Here is a 15,666-nt window from a genome sequence, read left to right as displayed (position 1 = left end):
TTTTGTGTCAGCGAAGACCGCTGTCGTGTTGGTTGCGCGAGCAAGATTTGAACTTGCGACCTTTGGGTTATGAGCCCAACGAGCTACCAGGCTGCTCCATCGCGCGGCAAGATGGAATTATAGCTTATTCGGCACCGTTCTGCTCATCCGCAGCGGCTTCATTCACCTCGGGGCGATCGACCAGTTCGACCAGCGCCATCGGCGCGTTGTCGCCCACGCGGAAGCCCATTTTCAGGATGCGCGTATAGCCGCCCGGACGTGCCTGGTAGCGCGGGCCGAGTTCAGCGAAAAGCTTGACGACGCTGTCGCGGTCGCGCAGACGGTCGAAGGCAAGGCGCTTGTTGGCAACCGTGGGCTTCTTCGCCAGCGTGATCATCGGCTCGATGACGCGACGCAATTCCTTGGCCTTGGGGACCGTGGTCTTGATCGCTTCATGTGCGATGAGCGAGTTCATCATGTTCTGCAGCATCGCGAGGCGGTGCGAGCTGGTGCGGTTGAGTTTGCGGAGTCCGTGTCCGTGACGCATGGTGCTTTTCCTTTACTTTATAAAAACAGGCAGCCGTGTCAGGTACTGCCTGGTGCAACACACAGGTGTGGTGATCTTCTTAACGCTTGTCGAGGCCGGCCGGCGGCCAGCTTTCGAGCTTCATGCCCAAGGTCAGGCCGCGCGAGGCGAGCACTTCCTTGATTTCGTTGAGCGACTTGCGACCCAGGTTGGGGGTCTTGAGCAGCTCGTTCTCGGTGCGCTGGATCAGGTCACCGATGTAGTAGATGTTTTCGGCCTTGAGGCAGTTGGCCGAACGCACCGTGAGTTCGAGCTCGTCGACCGGACGCAGCAGGATCGGATCGAACTGCTGGGCGCTGCGCGGCGCCGGCGTGTCGAACGCAGCGAGTTCGCCACCTTCGAGCTGCGCGAACACAGCCAGTTGCTCGACCAGGATCTTGGCCGAGGCACGCACCGCGTCTTCGGCGGTGATCGCACCGTTGGTCTCGATCTCGACGATCAGCTTGTCGAGGTCGGTGCGCTGTTCGACGCGCGCGCTTTCGACCGTGTAGCTCACGCGCTTGACGGGCGAGAACGACGCGTCGAGCACGATACGGCCGATCGACTTGGTCGGCTCGTCCGCATAGCGGCGCATCGTGCCGGGCACGTAGCCGCGACCCTTCTCGACCTTGATCTGCATGTCGAGCTTGCCGCCTTGCGACAGGTGCGCGATCACGTGATCGGGGTTGATGATCTCGACGTCGTGCGGCGTCTGGATGTCGGAGGCGAGGACCGGGCCTTCGCCGTCCTTGCGCAGGCTCAGCGTGACCTCATCGCGGTTGTGGAGCTTGAACACCACGCCCTTGAGGTTGAGAAGGATGTTGACGACGTCTTCCTGCACGCCATCGATCGACGAGTACTCGTGCAGCACGCCGGCGATCGTGACTTCGGTGGCTGCGTAGCCGACCATCGACGACAGCAGGACGCGGCGCAGCGCATTGCCGAGCGTGTGGCCGTAGCCGCGCTCGAAGGGTTCGAGCGTGACCTTTGCCTTGTTGGGCGCCAGTTGCTCGACCTGGATGGTCTTGGGTTTCAGCAGGGTGGTTTGCATGCAGACTTCCTCTCAATACCCCCGGCTCGTTACACCGGTAAGGCTGGTGAAGCACCCGACGGGAATGGAGCCCCGGCGGGAACAAAAAAATACACAAGTACGAGCCGCGAAGCGGCGCGTCATCGTCCGTTTAACGCGAATACAGTTCGACGATCAGCGATTCGTTGATGTCGGCGGCGAATTCGTCGCGATCGGGAACCTTCTTGAAGGTGCCTTCGGCCTTGTCGGCATTCACCTCGACCCAGGCCGGGATGCCGACTTGCTGGGCCAGCTGGAGCGCCTCGGCCACACGGGTCTGTTTCTTCGACTTGTCGCGAACCGCGATCACGTCGCCGGTCTTGACCAGGTACGACGGGATGTTGACCGACTGGCCGTTCACCGTGATCGCCTTGTGCGACACCAGTTGGCGTGCCTCGGCGCGGGTCGAACCGAAACCCATGCGATAGACGACGTTGTCCAGGCGGGCTTCGAGGATGAACAGCAGGTTGGCGCCCGTGTTGCCACGGCGGCGATCGGCTTCTTCGAAATAGCGGCGGAATTGCTTCTCGAGCACGCCGTACATGCGCTTGACCTTCTGCTTTTCACGCAGTTGCAGGCCGAAGTCGGACGTGCGTTGACCCGAGGTGCGGCCATGCTGGCCGGGCTTGGAATCGAACTTGGCCTTGTCCTGGATAGAGCGGCGGGCGCTCTTGAGGAACAGGTCGGTGCCTTCGCGGCGGGAGAGTTTGGCCTTGGGGCCGAGGTAGCGTGCCACTTGATCTTCCTTTGTGTCATCTACCGCAGTTGCCTGCGGGAGCCATCAGCGGCGTGCCGATGGCGGTGGGCTTCAACATAAAAACAAAATGCGCAGCCGCTGTGAAGCAGGCTGCGCCGGACGTCGAACGCTCAGATGCGACGGCGTTTCTGCGGACGGCAGCCGTTGTGCGGCACCGGGGTCACGTCGGCAATGGAGTTGATCCGGATGCCGAGCGCGGCCAGCGCGCGCACCGACGATTCGCGACCCGGGCCCGGGCCCTTGATCTCGACGTCCAGGTTCTTGATGCCCTGGTCGACCGCTGCGCGGCCTGCGACTTCGGAGGCGACCTGCGCGGCGAAAGGCGTCGACTTGCGCGAACCCTTGAAGCCCTGGCCACCCGAAGACGCCCACGACAAGGCATTGCCCTGGCGGTCGGTGATCGTGATGATCGTGTTGTTGAAAGATGCGTGCACGTGCGCGATGCCGTCCGCAACGTTCTTGCGAACCTTCTTGCGAACGCGCTGTGCGGCGTTGTTGGCAGGAGCTTTGGCCATGCTGTTCTATCCTTATTTCTTCAGGGACTGCGCGGCCTTGCGCGGACCCTTGCGGGTGCGGGCGTTGGTGCGCGTGCGCTGGCCGCGCATCGGCAGACCACGGCGGTGACGGAAGCCGCGATAGCAGCCGATGTCCATCAAGCGCTTGATGTTCATCGTCGTTTCGCGACGCAGGTCACCTTCGATGGTGAAGAGCGCGATCTGGTCGCGAATCTTCTCGAGATCGGCGTCCGTCAGATCCTTGATCTTCTTCGAATACTCGATGCCGCTCGCTTCGCAGATCTTGCGAGCGCGCGTGCGACCGATACCGAAAATGGCGGTCAGGCCGATTTCAGCGTGCTTGTGCGGCGGAATGTTGATGCCAGCAATACGTGCCATGTGCGTCCTCTAATACTCTTCAATCAACCCTGGCGCTGCTTGTGGCGCGGGTCGGTACAGATCACACGCACCACACCCTTGCGGCGGATGATCTTGCAATTACGACAAATGGTTTTGACCGAAGCCGAAACTCTCATTTCATTCTCCTAAAACTCTGTCCAACCCGGCGATTCATTTCGCCCGAAACACAATGCGCCCGGCTCAAGTCATAGGGCGTCAACTCGACAGTGACCTTGTCACCAGCCGCCGTCTACGAAGTCTTGAAATTGGCTTTCTTCAACAGCGATTCGTACTGCTGCGACATCATGTAGTTCTGTACCTGGGCCATGAAGTCCATCGTGACGACCACGATGATCAACAGGGAAGTGCCGCCGAAATAGAACGGCACGTTGTATTTGAGGATCAGGAACTCCGGCAGCAGGCAGACGAAGGTGATGTACACCGCGCCGGCCAACGTCAGGCGAACCAGGATCTTGTCGATGTAGCGCGCCGTCTGGTCACCCGGACGGATGCCCGGAATGAAGGCACCGCTCTTCTTCAGGTTGTCGGCCGTCTCGCGGCTGTTGAACACGAGCGCGGTATAGAAGAAGCAGAAGAACACGATCGCACTGGCGTACAGCAGCACGTAGATCGGCTGCCCAGGACGCAGCGCGCTCGCAATGTCCTTGATCCATCGCATGCTTTCGCCGGTGCTGAACCAGCCCACCACCGTGGTCGGCAGCAGGATGATCGACGACGCGAAGATCGGCGGGATCACGCCCGACATGTTGAGCTTCAGCGGCAGGTGCGACGACTGGCCGCCGTAGACCTTGTTGCCGACCTGGCGCCGCGCATAGTTCACGAGGATCTTGCGCTGGCCGCGCTCGACGAACACCACGAAATAGGTCACCAGCGCAACAACGGCCACGATGAACAGCGCCACGATCACGTTCATGGCGCCCGTGCGAACGAGTTCCAGCAGACCGCCCACCGCATTCGGCAGCCCGGCGGAGATGCCGGCGAAGATCAGGATCGAGATCCCGTTGCCGAGCCCGCGCTCGGTGATCTGTTCGCCCAGCCACATCAGGAACATCGAACCCGCGGTCAGGCTGACCATGGCGGTAATGCGGAAGCCGAAGCCGGGCGAGATCACGAGACCCGCCGAAGACTCGAGCGCCACCGCAATGCTGAACGACTGAAACAGTGCCAGCCCGAGCGTGCCGTAGCGCGTGTACTGCGTCACCTTGCGGCGGCCGGCTTCGCCTTCCTTCTTGAGCTGCTCCATGCTCGGCACCACGTAGGTCATCAACTGCATGATGATCGACGCCGAGATGTACGGCATGATGCCCAGCGCGAACACGGTGAAGCGCGACAGCGCACCGCCCGAGAACATGTTGAACAGACTCAGGATGCCGCCCTGCTGGCCCTGGAACAACTGAGCCAGCTGGTCCGGGTTGATGCCTGGCACGGGAATGTGCGCACCGACGCGATAGACCACGAGCGCGAGCAGCAAAAAGACGAGCCGGCGACGCAGGTCACCGAACTTGCCTGTTTTTGCGAGCGTTGCTGCGTTGGTTGCCACGAAGAACTTCTCTCAGTCCGCTCAGGCGACGCTGCCGCCGGCAGCTTCGATCGCGGCCTTGGCACCAGCGGTCGCGCCAACGCCCGTCAGCTTGACGGCCTTGGTAAGCTCACCCGACTTGATGACCTTGACGACCTTCGCGATCTGACCGACCAGACCCGCTTGCTTCAGCGCAAGCACGTCCACTTCGGCCAGGCCGAGCTTTTCGAGGGCGCCCAGGGTCACTTCGGCGTTGTACTTGAGCAGCTGCGACTTGAAGCCGCGCTTGGGCAGCCGACGCTGCAGCGGCATCTGACCGCCTTCGAAGCCGACCTTGTGGAAACCGCCTGCGCGCGACTTCTGACCCTTGTGACCGCGACCCGCGGTCTTGCCGAGGCCGGAGCCGATGCCGCGGCCGACACGGCGCTTGGCGTGCTTGGCGCCATCCGCCGGCTTGATGCCATTGAGTTCCATATGCGTCTCTCTCAGCGACTCTGTTTAGAGCACTTTGACCAGATAACTGATCTTGTTGATCATGCCGCGTACCGCGGGCGTGTCCTGCAGCTCGCTCACGCTGTTGAGCTTGCGCAAGCCGAGGCCGCGCACGGTCGCGCGATGCGATTCCTTGGTGCCGATCGGGCTCTTGACCAGTTGCACCTTGAGCGTTTGTTGTTGCGTCGTCATGTCGATGCTCCGGTTCAGGCGAAGAGTTCTTCGACCGTCAGGCCGCGCTTGGCAGCGACTTCGGATGCGGTCGTCGAGTTCTTCAGGCCGTCCAGCGTGGCGCGGACCATGTTGTAGGGATTCGACGAACCATGGCTCTTGGCCACGATGTCGGTGATGCCCATGACCTCGAACACGGCGCGCATCGGGCCGCCGGCGATGATGCCGGTACCCTTCGGGGCCGGGATCATGACCACGGAGGCAGCGCCATGGTGGCCCGTCACGCGGTGATGGAGCGTGCCGTTCTTGATCGAGATCTTTGCGAGGTTGCGGCGCGCCTCTTCCATCGCCTTCTGCACGGCGGCCGGCACTTCCTTCGACTTGCCCTTGCCCATGCCGACGCGGCCGTCACCGTCGCCCACCACGGTGAGTGCGGCGAAACCGAGGATACGACCACCCTTCACCACCTTGGTGACGCGGTTGATCGCGATCATCTTCTCGCGCAGACCGTCTTCGGGGCCTTCGTTCTGCGTTCTTGCCTGAATCTTTGCCATTTTTGAATCTCGTGTCCGGTTAGAACTGCAGGCCGGCTTCGCGAGCGGCTTCGGCCAGCGCCTTGACGCGGCCGTGGTATGCAAAACCTGCGCGATCGAAAGCGACCTTGTCGATGCCGGCAGCCTTCGCCTTTTCGGCGATGCGCTTGCCGACAGCGGTGGCCGCAGCGGCATTGCCGCCCTTGCCGGAACCGCCCAGCGAGGTGCGCATCTCGGCTTCGGCCGTCGATGCGGTGGCGATCACCTTCGAGCCGTCGTCGGAAATGACGGTGGCGTAGATGTGAAGGTTGGTGCGGTTCACCGTGAGGCGAGCCACGCCCTGCGTCGCGATGCGGATGCGGGTCTGGCGCGAACGGCGAAGACGCTGTGCTTTTTTGGTCAACATCATTTTGCTGCCCCTTATTTCTTCTTGGTCTCTTTGATCACGATCTTCTCGTCCGAATAACGGATGCCCTTGCCCTTGTAGGGCTCGGGCGGACGAATAGCGCGGATCTCGGCGGCCACCTGGCCGACGCGTTGACGGTCGGCACCCTTGATCACGATTTCGGTCGGGGTCGGGGTCGCCACCGTGATGCCCTGCGGCATGTCGATGTTGACCGGGTGCGAATAACCCACCTGCAGGTTGAGCTTCGCGCCCTGCGCCGCAGCCTTGAACCCGACGCCGACCAGAGCGAGCTTCTTCTCGAAGCCCTTGGTCACGCCGAGAACCATGTTGTTCACCAACTGGCGATGCGTTCCGGCCATCGCATCGGCTTCACGCGATTCGTTGGCGGGTGCAAAGCTCAGCTTGCCGTCCTTGCTGACGACAGTGACCAGCGCGTGGCGTTGCAGGTTGAGCGTGCCGCCCTTGCCCTTCACGCTGATCTGGTCTTCCTTGATCGACACATCCACGTCTGCGGGGACGGCGACCGGCATTTTTCCTACTCGGGACATTCAGTTTCTCCTCGATGTCTCGGTCAGGCGACGTAACACAGCACTTCGCCACCGACACCGGTAGCGCGCGCCTTGCGATCGGTCATCACGCCCTTGGGGGTGGTGACGATGGCGACGCCAAGGCCGTTCTGGACTTGTGGAATGGCGGTGGTGCCCTTGTAGACACGCAGGCCGGGGCGGCTGACGCGCTCGATGCGCTCGATGACCGGACGGCCAGCGTAGTACTTCAGCACGATTTCGAGTTCGCTCTTGCCGGCTTCGGTCTTGACCTGGAAGCCGTCGATGTAGCCCTCGTCCTTCAGGACTTGCGCGATCGCGATCTTCACCTTGGAAGACGGGACCGACACGGTGGGCTTCGCCACCATCTGCGCGTTACGGATACGCGTCAGCAGGTCGGCAATGGGATCACTCATGCTCATGTTGTTTGCTCCTGCCTGGCTTACCAGCTGGCCTTGGTGACACCGGGGATGTCGCCGTTGAAAGCCAGTTCACGGATCTTGGCGCGGGCCAGACCGAATTGACGGAAGGTGCCGCGCGGACGGCCGGTGATTTCGCAGCGATTGCGCTGGCGCGTCGGATTGGCATTGCGCGGAAGCTTTTGCAAGCCCAGACGCGCAGCGGCGCGTTCTTCGTCGCTCTTCTTCGCGTCGTTGGCGATTGCCTTGAGTTCCGCGTGCTTCGCGGCGTACTTGGCGACCAGGTTGTCGCGCTTGAGTTCGCGCTGGATCAGAGATGCTTTAGCCACGGGTCGCCTCAGTTCTTGAACGGGAAACGGAAGCCGGCGAGAAGCGCCTTGGCTTCCTCGTCGGTCTTGGCCGTCGTCGTGATGCTGATATTGAGACCGCGCAGGGCATCGACCTTGTCGTATTCGATCTCGGGGAAAATGATCTGCTCTTTCACGCCGATGTTGTAGTTGCCACGGCCGTCGAACGCGCGGCCGGAGATGCCGCGGAAGTCGCGAACGCGCGGCAGCGCCACGGTCACGAAGCGATCCAGGAACTCGTACATCTGCACGCCGCGCAGCGTGACCATGCAGCCGATCGGCTGGTTCTCGCGGATCTTGAAGCCGGCAATGGCCTTCTTCGACTTGGTGACGACCGGCTTCTGGCCGGCGATCTTGGTGAGGTCGGCGACGGCGTTGTCGAGAACCTTCTTGTCCGCGACCGCTTCGCCCACACCCATGTTGAGCGTGATCTTGGTCAGACGGGGAACCTGCATCGGCGACTTGTAGCCGAACTTCTCGGTCAGGTCCTTCGCGATCTTTTCGCGGTAGTGCTGTTGGAGACGTGCCATTGTGAGTACCCCTTAGGCGATCTTGATTTCGTCGCCGCTGGACTTGAAGACGCGCACGCGCTTGCCGTCCGTGACCTTGATGCCCACGCGATCGGCCTTGCCGGTCGCGGCATTGAAGATCGCCACGTTGGATTGGTGAATCGGCATGGCCTTCTCGACGATGCCACCGGTGGTTCCCTTGAGCGGGTTCGGCTTGGTGTGCTTCTTGACGATGTTGATGCCGTCGACGATCAGATGCGAATCGTCCTTGCGCAGCGACACCGTGCCGCGCTTGCCCTTGTCGCGCCCGGCCAACACGATGACCTGGTCGCCTTTGCGAATCTTGTTCATGGCGTTCTTGTCCTTACAGAACTTCGGGAGCCAGCGAGACGATCTTCATGAACTTCTCGGTGCGCAGTTCGCGCGTGACCGGTCCGAAGATGCGGGTGCCGATGGGCTCCAGCTTGGCGTTGAGCAAGACGGCGGCATTGCCGTCGAACTTGACGAGCGACCCGTCGCTGCGACGGATGCCCTTGGCGGTGCGGACCACCACTGCGCTGTAGATCTCGCCCTTCTTGACGCGACCCCGCGGAGCGGCTTCCTTGATGCTGACCTTGATGACGTCGCCCACGCTGGCGTAACGCCGCTTGGAGCCACCGAGCACCTTGATACACAGGACGGATTTCGCGCCCGTGTTGTCGGCCACATCGAGCCGGGATTCAGTTTGGATCATTTCGTGATATTCCCAACTTGTACCGCCTCCCCTCCTTGCGGAAGTTCTGCAGTCAGTCTTGGGCCCGTCGTCCACACACCAAAACCACTCTGGTGCGCTTCCGTTGGGCAGAAAGCATTCGCCTTGGATCGCCTTTGGAAAAGCGAAGCCCGCGATTGTTGCATGACGCCCGAGGGCTGTCAACCACCCTGCATTCGAGATGTCACGCGGCGCCCATAGACTGCGCCGCGTGCAAACTTCCACCACGGCGCATTTGCCCCGCCGCCAGGCGATATTCGCAGCCATGGCACTTGCAGGCAGCCTGGCAGCTTGCCGCAGCGTGGCGCCCGCCGTGATCGGGCCGCCGCGCCTGCGGCTGCTGGCCGAGGCGCGCTGGCCGCATCGCCTCGCATTTCGGGGAACCACGATCGGCGGTCTGTCCGGCATCGATTACGACACCGATCGAGGTGAGTACCTGCTTATCAGCGATGACCGATCAGACATCAATCCTGCCCGCTTCTACAGCATGCGCTGGTCGGTCGGCAGCGCGGCGCCCGAACCCACCGACGTCACCACGTTCAGGCAAGCGAATGGCGAGTCCTGGCCTGCACGGCCGCAGGCGCGCGCGGGTGTGCCCGTGCCGGATCCCGAAGCGCTGCGGTGGCGTCGCGACAGTGGCACGGTTCTCTGGACCAGCGAGGGCGATGAGGCCCGGGGTTTCGGTCCGGCCTTCTACGAATCGCGGCGCGGCGGCTCGTTGCTGCGCGAGATCCCGCTGCCGGCGATGTTCCAGCCCAGCCCCGACGGCCGGCGCGGCGCGCGCGACAACCTCGCCCTGGAAGGCCTGACGCTGACACCCGACGGCCGCCACGCCTGGCTCGCCATGCAGAACGCCCTGATCCAGGACGGCCCCGTTCCGACCCTGTGCGCGCCGGGGGGGCCTTGCCGATTCACCCGGATCGAACTCGCGACCGGGCGCGCCACACGCCAGATCGCCTACCTGCCGGATGCGATCCCGCAGCGACCCCTGGTTCCGGGTGCCTACGCGGACAACGGCGTCAGCGAAGTGCTGATGATCGATGCCGATCGCATGCTGGTGCTCGAGAGCGCCTACGCGACCGGCGTCGGCAACTCGCCGCGCCTCTACGAGATCGACACGCGCAACGCCAGCGACACGCTGCCGCTGGAAGCGCTCGTCCCGGACAGCTACCAGCCGGCGCCGAAAACCCTGGTCGCCGACTTCGCGACGCTCGGCCTCTCGCGCCTGGACAACACCGAAGGCATGTGCTGGGGACCCTCCTTGCCGAACGGCCATCGCATGCTGGTGGTGGTGAACGACGACAATTTCAATCCCCTGCAGATCACGCAGTTCGCCGCATTCGAATTCACGGGATAAGTCATGAACATCGCAGTCACCTTCCTGCCTCGCCGCGAGGCGGCCCCCTTGCCGCCGATCGCCTTCATCGGCGGCGGCAACATGGCGAGCGCCATCATCGGCGGGCTCGTCAAGCAGGGAACGCCGGCCGACGCCTTCGAGGTCGTCGAGCCCTTTGCAGAAGCCCGCGCCCGGCTGGCGCACGACTTCGGCATCGTCGCGCAAGCGCAGGCAGGCAGCGCGCTCGCCCGCTGCGAGGTGATGGTCTGGGCCGTGAAGCCGCAAACCTTTGCGGAAGCCGCACGGCCGGTACGCGCCATGGGCGGTGACGCCCTGCATCTGAGCGTTGCCGCGGGCATCCCCTCCGACAGCATCGCCCACTGGCTCGGCACCGAACGCATCGTGCGCGCGATGCCCAACACGCCGGCCCTGATCGGCCGCGGCATGACCGGGCTCTACGCCCGCGCGGCGGTCGACGGCGATGACCGAAAGCGGGTCGAGCAGGTGCTGGACGCCACGGGCGATCTTCTGTGGGTCGATGCCGAAAGCGCACTCGATGCCGTCACCGCGGTGTCGGGCTCGGGCCCCGCCTATGTGTTCTATTTCATCGAGGCCATGACCGAGGCCGGCATCGAGCTGGGCCTGTCCGCGGACCAGGCGCATCGACTCGCGGTGGGCACCTTCGCAGGCGCATCGGCCCTGGCAGGCGACGCCACCGATCCGCCGGCGGTGCTGCGCGAGCGTGTGACCTCCAAGGGCGGCACCACCCACGCCGCCATCAGTTCTCTGGAAGGGGCCGACGTCAAGGCGAAGTTCAAGGCCGCGATCCGCGCCGCACACCAGCGTGCCGGCGAACTCGCGCACGAGTTCGGCCGCGGCTGAGGACCGGCGCCGGCCTCAGCGCAGCGCGTAGCCGGCCGCGACGCCGGCGAACACCGCGAAGCCGAGCCAGTGGTTCAGGCGAAAAGCCTTGAAGCAGCCATCGCGCGTGCGCGCTCGAATCAGCCGCCAGTGCCACAGCGCCTGCGCGGCCGCGATGCCGATGGCAATGAAAAAGACCACGCCCAGCGACCGGCCCGCGCCGGCCGCTGCCCAGGCGGCCAGGAAGATCGCGTAGCTCGCCATGACGATGGGCACATCGAAGCGGCCGAAGGTGATGGCCGAGGTCTTCATGCCGATCTTGAGGTCATCGTCGCGATCGACCATGGCGTACTCGGTGTCGTAGGCCAGCACCCAGAACAGATTGCCCGCCAGCAGCCACCAGGCCAGCCCGGGCACGCTGCCGCGCACGGCGGCGAATGCCATCGGAATGCCGAAGCTGAAGGCAACGCCCAGCACCGCCTGCGGCACCGAGACGAAGCGCTTGGCAAACGGATAGACCAGCGTGATGGCCAGCGCCGCGAAGGACCACAGCACCGTGACGCGGTTCGTCGTGAGCACGAGCCCGAAGGCAGCCAGCGCGAGCACGGCACCGAGCGCGAGCGCCTCCTTGACCGAGACGGCGCCGCGGGTCACCGGACGCTGGGCCGTGCGCTTGACGTGGCGGTCGAAGTCCCGATCGGCCACGTCGTTGATACAGCAGCCTGCGCTGCGCATCAATACCGTCCCCGCCACGAAGACGATGAGCAGATGCCAGCCCGGCCAGCCGTCGGCGGCGAACCACAGCGCGCCCAGCGTGGGCCAGAGCAGCAGCAGCCAGCCCGCCGGGCGGTTCCAGCGAATGAGATCGAGGTACAAACCCACCCCCGTTGCTTGCTCACTTCGCGTAGCCGCCTCCCCCCTCAAGGGGGCAACACCAGCGGCCCGGCGGAGCCGGTTCCACGGTGTTTCCGGCTTCAATGGCAACACCTCAATCTTCCAGAAGCGAGCGCAGCATCCAGGCCGTCTGGTCATGCACCGTGCAGCGCGCGGTGAGCATGTCGGCGGTCGGGTCATCGCCGGCCTCCTCGGCAACGGGAATGAATTCGCGCGCAATGCGCGACACGGTCTCGTGGCCCTTGACCAGGATGCGCACCATCTCCATCGCCTTGGGCGGGTTCTGCGGCACGTCGGGCACCGTCGCGATCTTGCTGAATTCGGCGTACGAACCCGGCGCGTAGTGGCCGAGTGCGCGAATGCGCTCGGCAAGGATGTCGGTCGAGCCCCAGAGCTCCGTGTACTGGTTCATGAACATCGCATGCAGCGAGTTGAAGTGCGGGCCGGTCACGTTCCAGTGGAAGTTGTGCGTGGTGAGGTAAAGCGTGTAGGTGTCGGCGAGCACGCGGCTCAGGCCTTCGGCGATGGCCGCGCGGTCCTGCCGGTCGATGCCGATGTTGATGATCGGCGCGTTGCGGCTGCCGGATTCCTGTGCGACCACGGCACCACCCTTCTTGGGCACCTTGCCAGCCGAAGCCGACGGCGCGGCGGAAATGGTGGACTTGGTTTTCTTCACGACTTTGGCCATGTGATGGATTCTCTTTGGGGATGATGGACACGCAAACTTTAGAGGCCGCATCCCGCCTGCGCAACAGCCGCACTCTATCGCAGCGATACGCGCTCGACCCGCTTGCTACGAGAGGCGCGTGACGCCCGGCAATTCGCAGGCGTAGATGGCATTGCGCAAGGCCGCGATCGCTTCATAGCGCGTGAAGCTGCGGCGCCAGGCCAGCGCGACGCGCCGCGTCGGCGGTTCGCCGCCATGCGCATCGCGCACCGGCAGATAGCGCACGATCTGCTCCGGCTCCTTGCGGCCCTTGGCTCTGGGCTTGAGCGCATTCGCCGGCACCGAAAGGCGCGGCACCAAGGTCACGCCCATGCCCGAGGCCACCATGTGCTTGATGGTCTCGAGCGACGAGCCCTCGAAGCTCTTGCGGATGCCCTCGGCGTTGCTCGAGAAGCGCGCGAACTCAGGACACACCTCGAGCACATGGTCGCGAAAGCAGTGGCCGGTGCCGAGCAGCAGCATGGTTTCCTTCTTGAGCTCCTCGGAACTCACCGACTCGCGCTGCGCCAGCGGATGGTGCGCCGGCAGCGCGGCCATGAAGGGCTCGTCGTAAAGCGCAGCGGTCGCGAGGCCCGCATCGGGAAAAGGCTCGGCCATGATCGCGCAGTCGATCTCGCCGGCGCGCAGCATCTCCAGCAGCTTGACGGTGAAGTTCTCCTGCAGCACCAGCGGCATCTGCGGCGTGCGCGTGATGTTCTGGCGCACTAGGTCGGGCAGTAGGTAGGGCCCGATGGTGTAGATCACCCCCAGATTGAGCGGGCCGGACAGCGGATCCTTGCCGCGCTTGGCGATCTCCTTGATGCTGGCCGCCTGGTCGAGCACGCTCTGCGCCTGCTGCACGATCTGCTCGCCCAGCGGCGTGACCGTGACCTCGCCGGCGCTGCGCTCGAACAGCTTGACCTCGAGTTCGTCTTCCAGCTTCTTGATCGCGACCGACAGCGTGGGCTGCGACACATAGCAGGCTTCGGCCGCCTTGCCGAAATGCCGTTCGCGTGCAACCGCGACGATGTATTTGAGTTCGGTGAGTGTCATGGCTTGCGGCAATTATGCGCAGGGGTCCGTGACCCGACCGTCGCGGGGTCTCGGCGGGCGCGCGCAACCGCCGGGCTTGTCCGCTCGATACCGGATGAAGATGCCGTCAGCCGATGGCCGCGATCGTCGCACCGGCCGCCACAAAGCCGCCAGTCGCCGCGAACATGGCGATGCGCCCGCTGCGGTGTGCCAGAACCTGCATCTCCATCTTCATCGCTTCCATCACGGCGATCACGCAGCCCGCCTCGACCTCCTCGCCGTCGGCGACCTTCCAGCCCTGCAGCGTGCCCGAGACCGGCGCGGCCACGGCGGCCGCATCCATCGCAGGCGCCGCGCCGGCCGGCGCCGGGCTCGCGCCGCCGGCAGAGGCCACGGACAGCCCGCGCAGCAGCTGCGGCGGCAGGCCCAGCGACATCCGGCGACCATCCACTTCGATCGCGGTGCGCATCAGCGTGGTGTCCGGCAGCGGCTCGGGGCGCAGCGCGGCAGGTTCGCCGTTCGCGAAGTCGGTCTCGATCCAGCGGGTGTGCACCTTGAAGGCATCACCTGACACGAAGTCCGGGTGCATCATGACCGCGCGATGAAACGGCAGCACCGTCGGCAGGCCTTCGATGCGGAACTCCTTCAACGCCCGCCGCGCGCGCGCCATCGCCTGCTCGCGCGTGGCGCCGACGACGACGAGCTTGGCCATCAGCGAATCGAAAGTGCCGGGCACCGTCGAGCCGGCAACCACGCCGCTGTCGACACGAACCCCGGGCCCCGAGGGCGCGTCGAAGACCTCGACCGGCCCCGGCGACGGCAAGAAGCCGCGCCCGACGTCTTCGGCGTTGATGCGGAATTCAAAGGCGTGGCCGCGCGGCACCGGCGTCTGCGTGACCGACAGCGGCAGCCCGTCGGCGATGCGCAGTTGCTCGATCACCAGGTCGATGCCGGTGGTTTCCTCGGTCACGGGATGCTCGACCTGCAGCCGCGTGTTGACCTCGAGAAAGGAGATCGCGCCGCCGGCACTGAGCATGAATTCGACGGTGCCGGCGCCGGTGTAGCCGGCTTCCAGGCAAATATCGCGCGCCGACCGATGAATGCGCTCGCGCTGCGCGTCGCTCAGAAAAGGAGCCGGCGCTTCTTCGACCAGCTTCTGATTGCGCCGCTGCAGCGAGCAGTCGCGTGTGCCGAGCACCACCACCTGCCCGTGCGTGTCGGCGATCACCTGCGCCTCGACGTGTCGCGGCCGGTCCAGGAACTGCTCGACATAGCACTCGCCGCGGCCGAAGGCCGTCACCGCTTCGCGCACGGCCGATTCGAAGAGCCCCGCCACCTCGTCCATGCGCCACGCCACCTTGATGCCACGGCCGCCACCGCCGAACGCGGCCTTGATCGCGACCGGCAGGCCGTGCTGCTCGGCGAAGGCAAGCACCTCCGAAGCATCCTTCACGGGATCGGCCGTGCCCGCCACCAATGGGGCACCGACCTGCAATGCGAGCTTGCGGGCCTGCACCTTGTCGCCCAGGCGCGCGATGGCGGACGGAGAGGGGCCGATCCAGACCAGGCCGGCATCGATCACCGCTTGCGCGAAGGCCGCGCTCTCCGACAGGAAGCCGTAGCCGGGGTGCACGGCGTCGGCGCCGCAGCGCGCAGCGACGGCCAGCAGCTTGGCGATGTGCAGGTAGGTGTCGGCGGGCCGGTGGCCATCCAGGCCGTAGGCCTCGTCGGCCATGCGCACGTGCAGCGCATCGAGATCGGGATCGGCGTAGACCGCGACCGATCGGACGTCGTAGTCCGCGCAGGCGCGCGCGATGCGCACGGCGATTTCGCCGCGGTTGGCGATCAGTACTTTTTTCAT

Annotated in this window: 23 protein-coding genes, 1 tRNA gene and 1 pseudogene; 2 read left to right on the top strand and 23 right to left on the bottom strand. The window is 64.6% G+C overall.

Features of this window, described 5'->3' with window-relative positions; translation table 11 throughout:
• Positions 1–29: 29 nt before the first annotated feature.
• The 19 genes and pseudogenes from E5P2_RS02840 to rplN all read right to left on the bottom strand — a co-directional run bounded on the left by E5P2_RS02840 (position 30) and on the right by rplN (position 8,958).
• Positions 30–106, bottom strand: a tRNA-Met gene (locus E5P2_RS02840).
• 18 nt (positions 107–124) lie between these two features.
• Positions 125–526 (bottom strand): 50S ribosomal protein L17, encoded by a 402-nt coding sequence (gene rplQ / locus E5P2_RS02835; protein WP_162565648.1) that lies wholly within the window; start codon positions 524–526, stop codon positions 125–127.
• Between the two features lie 79 nt (positions 527–605).
• The gene (locus E5P2_RS02830; RefSeq protein ID WP_162565647.1) at positions 606–1,595 is read right to left on the bottom strand and encodes a DNA-directed RNA polymerase subunit alpha; all 990 of its coding nucleotides are present in this window, start codon (positions 1,593–1,595) and stop codon (positions 606–608) included.
• Between the two features lie 130 nt (positions 1,596–1,725).
• The gene (gene rpsD, locus E5P2_RS02825) at positions 1,726–2,349 is read right to left on the bottom strand and encodes a 30S ribosomal protein S4 (protein WP_162565646.1); all 624 of its coding nucleotides are present in this window, start codon (positions 2,347–2,349) and stop codon (positions 1,726–1,728) included.
• A 131-nt stretch (positions 2,350–2,480) separates the two neighbouring features.
• Complete coding sequence (gene rpsK / locus E5P2_RS02820; protein WP_162565645.1) at positions 2,481–2,885, bottom strand: 30S ribosomal protein S11; 405 nt, start codon at positions 2,883–2,885, stop codon at positions 2,481–2,483.
• Between the two features lie 12 nt (positions 2,886–2,897).
• On the bottom strand, positions 2,898–3,263 hold the full coding sequence (rpsM, locus tag E5P2_RS02815; RefSeq protein WP_019653977.1) for a 30S ribosomal protein S13: 366 nt from the start codon (positions 3,261–3,263) through the stop codon (positions 2,898–2,900).
• Between the two features lie 23 nt (positions 3,264–3,286).
• Positions 3,287–3,400: a 50S ribosomal protein L36 gene (gene rpmJ / locus E5P2_RS02810; protein ID WP_038201958.1), complete on the bottom strand. Its 114-nt coding sequence runs from the start codon at positions 3,398–3,400 to the stop codon at positions 3,287–3,289.
• A gap of 34 nt (positions 3,401–3,434) precedes the next feature.
• Positions 3,435–3,504 (bottom strand): annotated as a pseudogene (gene infA / locus E5P2_RS02805) (translation initiation factor IF-1); the annotation flags it as partial.
• Between the two features lie 9 nt (positions 3,505–3,513).
• The gene (gene secY / locus E5P2_RS02800; protein WP_162565644.1) at positions 3,514–4,824 is read right to left on the bottom strand and encodes a preprotein translocase subunit SecY; all 1,311 of its coding nucleotides are present in this window, start codon (positions 4,822–4,824) and stop codon (positions 3,514–3,516) included.
• Positions 4,825–4,845: 21 nt separating this feature from the next.
• On the bottom strand, positions 4,846–5,277 hold the full coding sequence (rplO, locus tag E5P2_RS02795) for a 50S ribosomal protein L15 (RefSeq protein ID WP_162565643.1): 432 nt from the start codon (positions 5,275–5,277) through the stop codon (positions 4,846–4,848).
• Positions 5,278–5,301: 24 nt separating this feature from the next.
• A complete protein-coding gene (gene rpmD, locus E5P2_RS02790) occupies positions 5,302–5,487 on the bottom strand; it encodes a 50S ribosomal protein L30 (protein ID WP_009124818.1) in 186 nt (61 codons plus the stop codon).
• Between the two features lie 14 nt (positions 5,488–5,501).
• Positions 5,502–6,020 carry a 30S ribosomal protein S5 gene (rpsE, locus tag E5P2_RS02785; RefSeq protein ID WP_028250822.1) on the bottom strand — a complete coding sequence of 173 codons (519 nt, stop codon included), beginning with the start codon at positions 6,018–6,020 and terminating at the stop codon, positions 5,502–5,504.
• A gap of 19 nt (positions 6,021–6,039) precedes the next feature.
• Entirely contained in the window at positions 6,040–6,405 is a 366-nt protein-coding gene (rplR, locus tag E5P2_RS02780) for a 50S ribosomal protein L18 (RefSeq protein ID WP_162570318.1), read from the bottom strand.
• 14 nt (positions 6,406–6,419) lie between these two features.
• Entirely contained in the window at positions 6,420–6,953 is a 534-nt protein-coding gene (rplF, locus tag E5P2_RS02775; protein WP_162565642.1) for a 50S ribosomal protein L6, read from the bottom strand.
• Between the two features lie 23 nt (positions 6,954–6,976).
• A complete protein-coding gene (gene rpsH, locus E5P2_RS02770) occupies positions 6,977–7,372 on the bottom strand; it encodes a 30S ribosomal protein S8 (RefSeq protein WP_162565641.1) in 396 nt (131 codons plus the stop codon).
• 20 nt (positions 7,373–7,392) lie between these two features.
• A complete protein-coding gene (rpsN, locus tag E5P2_RS02765; RefSeq protein WP_038118843.1) occupies positions 7,393–7,698 on the bottom strand; it encodes a 30S ribosomal protein S14 in 306 nt (101 codons plus the stop codon).
• Positions 7,699–7,706: 8 nt separating this feature from the next.
• Complete coding sequence (rplE, locus tag E5P2_RS02760; protein WP_068674580.1) at positions 7,707–8,246, bottom strand: 50S ribosomal protein L5; 540 nt, start codon at positions 8,244–8,246, stop codon at positions 7,707–7,709.
• 12 nt (positions 8,247–8,258) lie between these two features.
• Positions 8,259–8,576, bottom strand: a complete 318-nt coding sequence (gene rplX / locus E5P2_RS02755) for a 50S ribosomal protein L24 (protein WP_162565640.1) — start codon at positions 8,574–8,576, stop codon at positions 8,259–8,261.
• A 13-nt stretch (positions 8,577–8,589) separates the two neighbouring features.
• Positions 8,590–8,958: a 50S ribosomal protein L14 gene (rplN, locus tag E5P2_RS02750; protein WP_093105273.1), complete on the bottom strand. Its 369-nt coding sequence runs from the start codon at positions 8,956–8,958 to the stop codon at positions 8,590–8,592.
• 283 nt (positions 8,959–9,241) lie between these two features.
• Between rplN and E5P2_RS02745 the strand changes: the two genes are divergently transcribed.
• Both E5P2_RS02745 and proC read left to right on the top strand, forming a co-directional pair.
• On the top strand, positions 9,242–10,333 hold the full coding sequence (locus E5P2_RS02745; RefSeq protein WP_162565639.1) for an esterase-like activity of phytase family protein: 1,092 nt from the start codon (positions 9,242–9,244) through the stop codon (positions 10,331–10,333).
• A 3-nt stretch (positions 10,334–10,336) separates the two neighbouring features.
• A complete protein-coding gene (proC, locus tag E5P2_RS02740; RefSeq protein WP_162565638.1) occupies positions 10,337–11,194 on the top strand; it encodes a pyrroline-5-carboxylate reductase in 858 nt (285 codons plus the stop codon).
• Between the two features lie 15 nt (positions 11,195–11,209).
• Here the strand turns inward: proC and ubiA are convergent, their stop codons facing one another.
• The 4 genes from ubiA to E5P2_RS02720 all read right to left on the bottom strand — a co-directional run bounded on the left by ubiA (position 11,210) and on the right by E5P2_RS02720 (position 15,666).
• The gene (gene ubiA, locus E5P2_RS02735; protein ID WP_232077394.1) at positions 11,210–12,049 is read right to left on the bottom strand and encodes a 4-hydroxybenzoate octaprenyltransferase; all 840 of its coding nucleotides are present in this window, start codon (positions 12,047–12,049) and stop codon (positions 11,210–11,212) included.
• 112 nt (positions 12,050–12,161) lie between these two features.
• Entirely contained in the window at positions 12,162–12,755 is a 594-nt protein-coding gene (locus E5P2_RS02730; RefSeq protein ID WP_162565636.1) for a Dps family protein, read from the bottom strand.
• Between the two features lie 105 nt (positions 12,756–12,860).
• A complete protein-coding gene (locus E5P2_RS02725) occupies positions 12,861–13,826 on the bottom strand; it encodes a LysR substrate-binding domain-containing protein (protein ID WP_162565635.1) in 966 nt (321 codons plus the stop codon).
• Positions 13,827–13,932: 106 nt separating this feature from the next.
• On the bottom strand, positions 13,933–15,666 hold the full coding sequence (locus E5P2_RS02720; RefSeq protein ID WP_162565634.1) for an acetyl/propionyl/methylcrotonyl-CoA carboxylase subunit alpha: 1,734 nt from the start codon (positions 15,664–15,666) through the stop codon (positions 13,933–13,935).

Origin of the sequence: Variovorax sp. SRS16 (assembly GCF_901827165.1) — a bacterium.
Classification (GTDB): Bacteria; Pseudomonadota; Gammaproteobacteria; order Burkholderiales; family Burkholderiaceae_C; genus Variovorax.
This window is presented reverse-complemented; position numbering and strand designations above follow the sequence as displayed.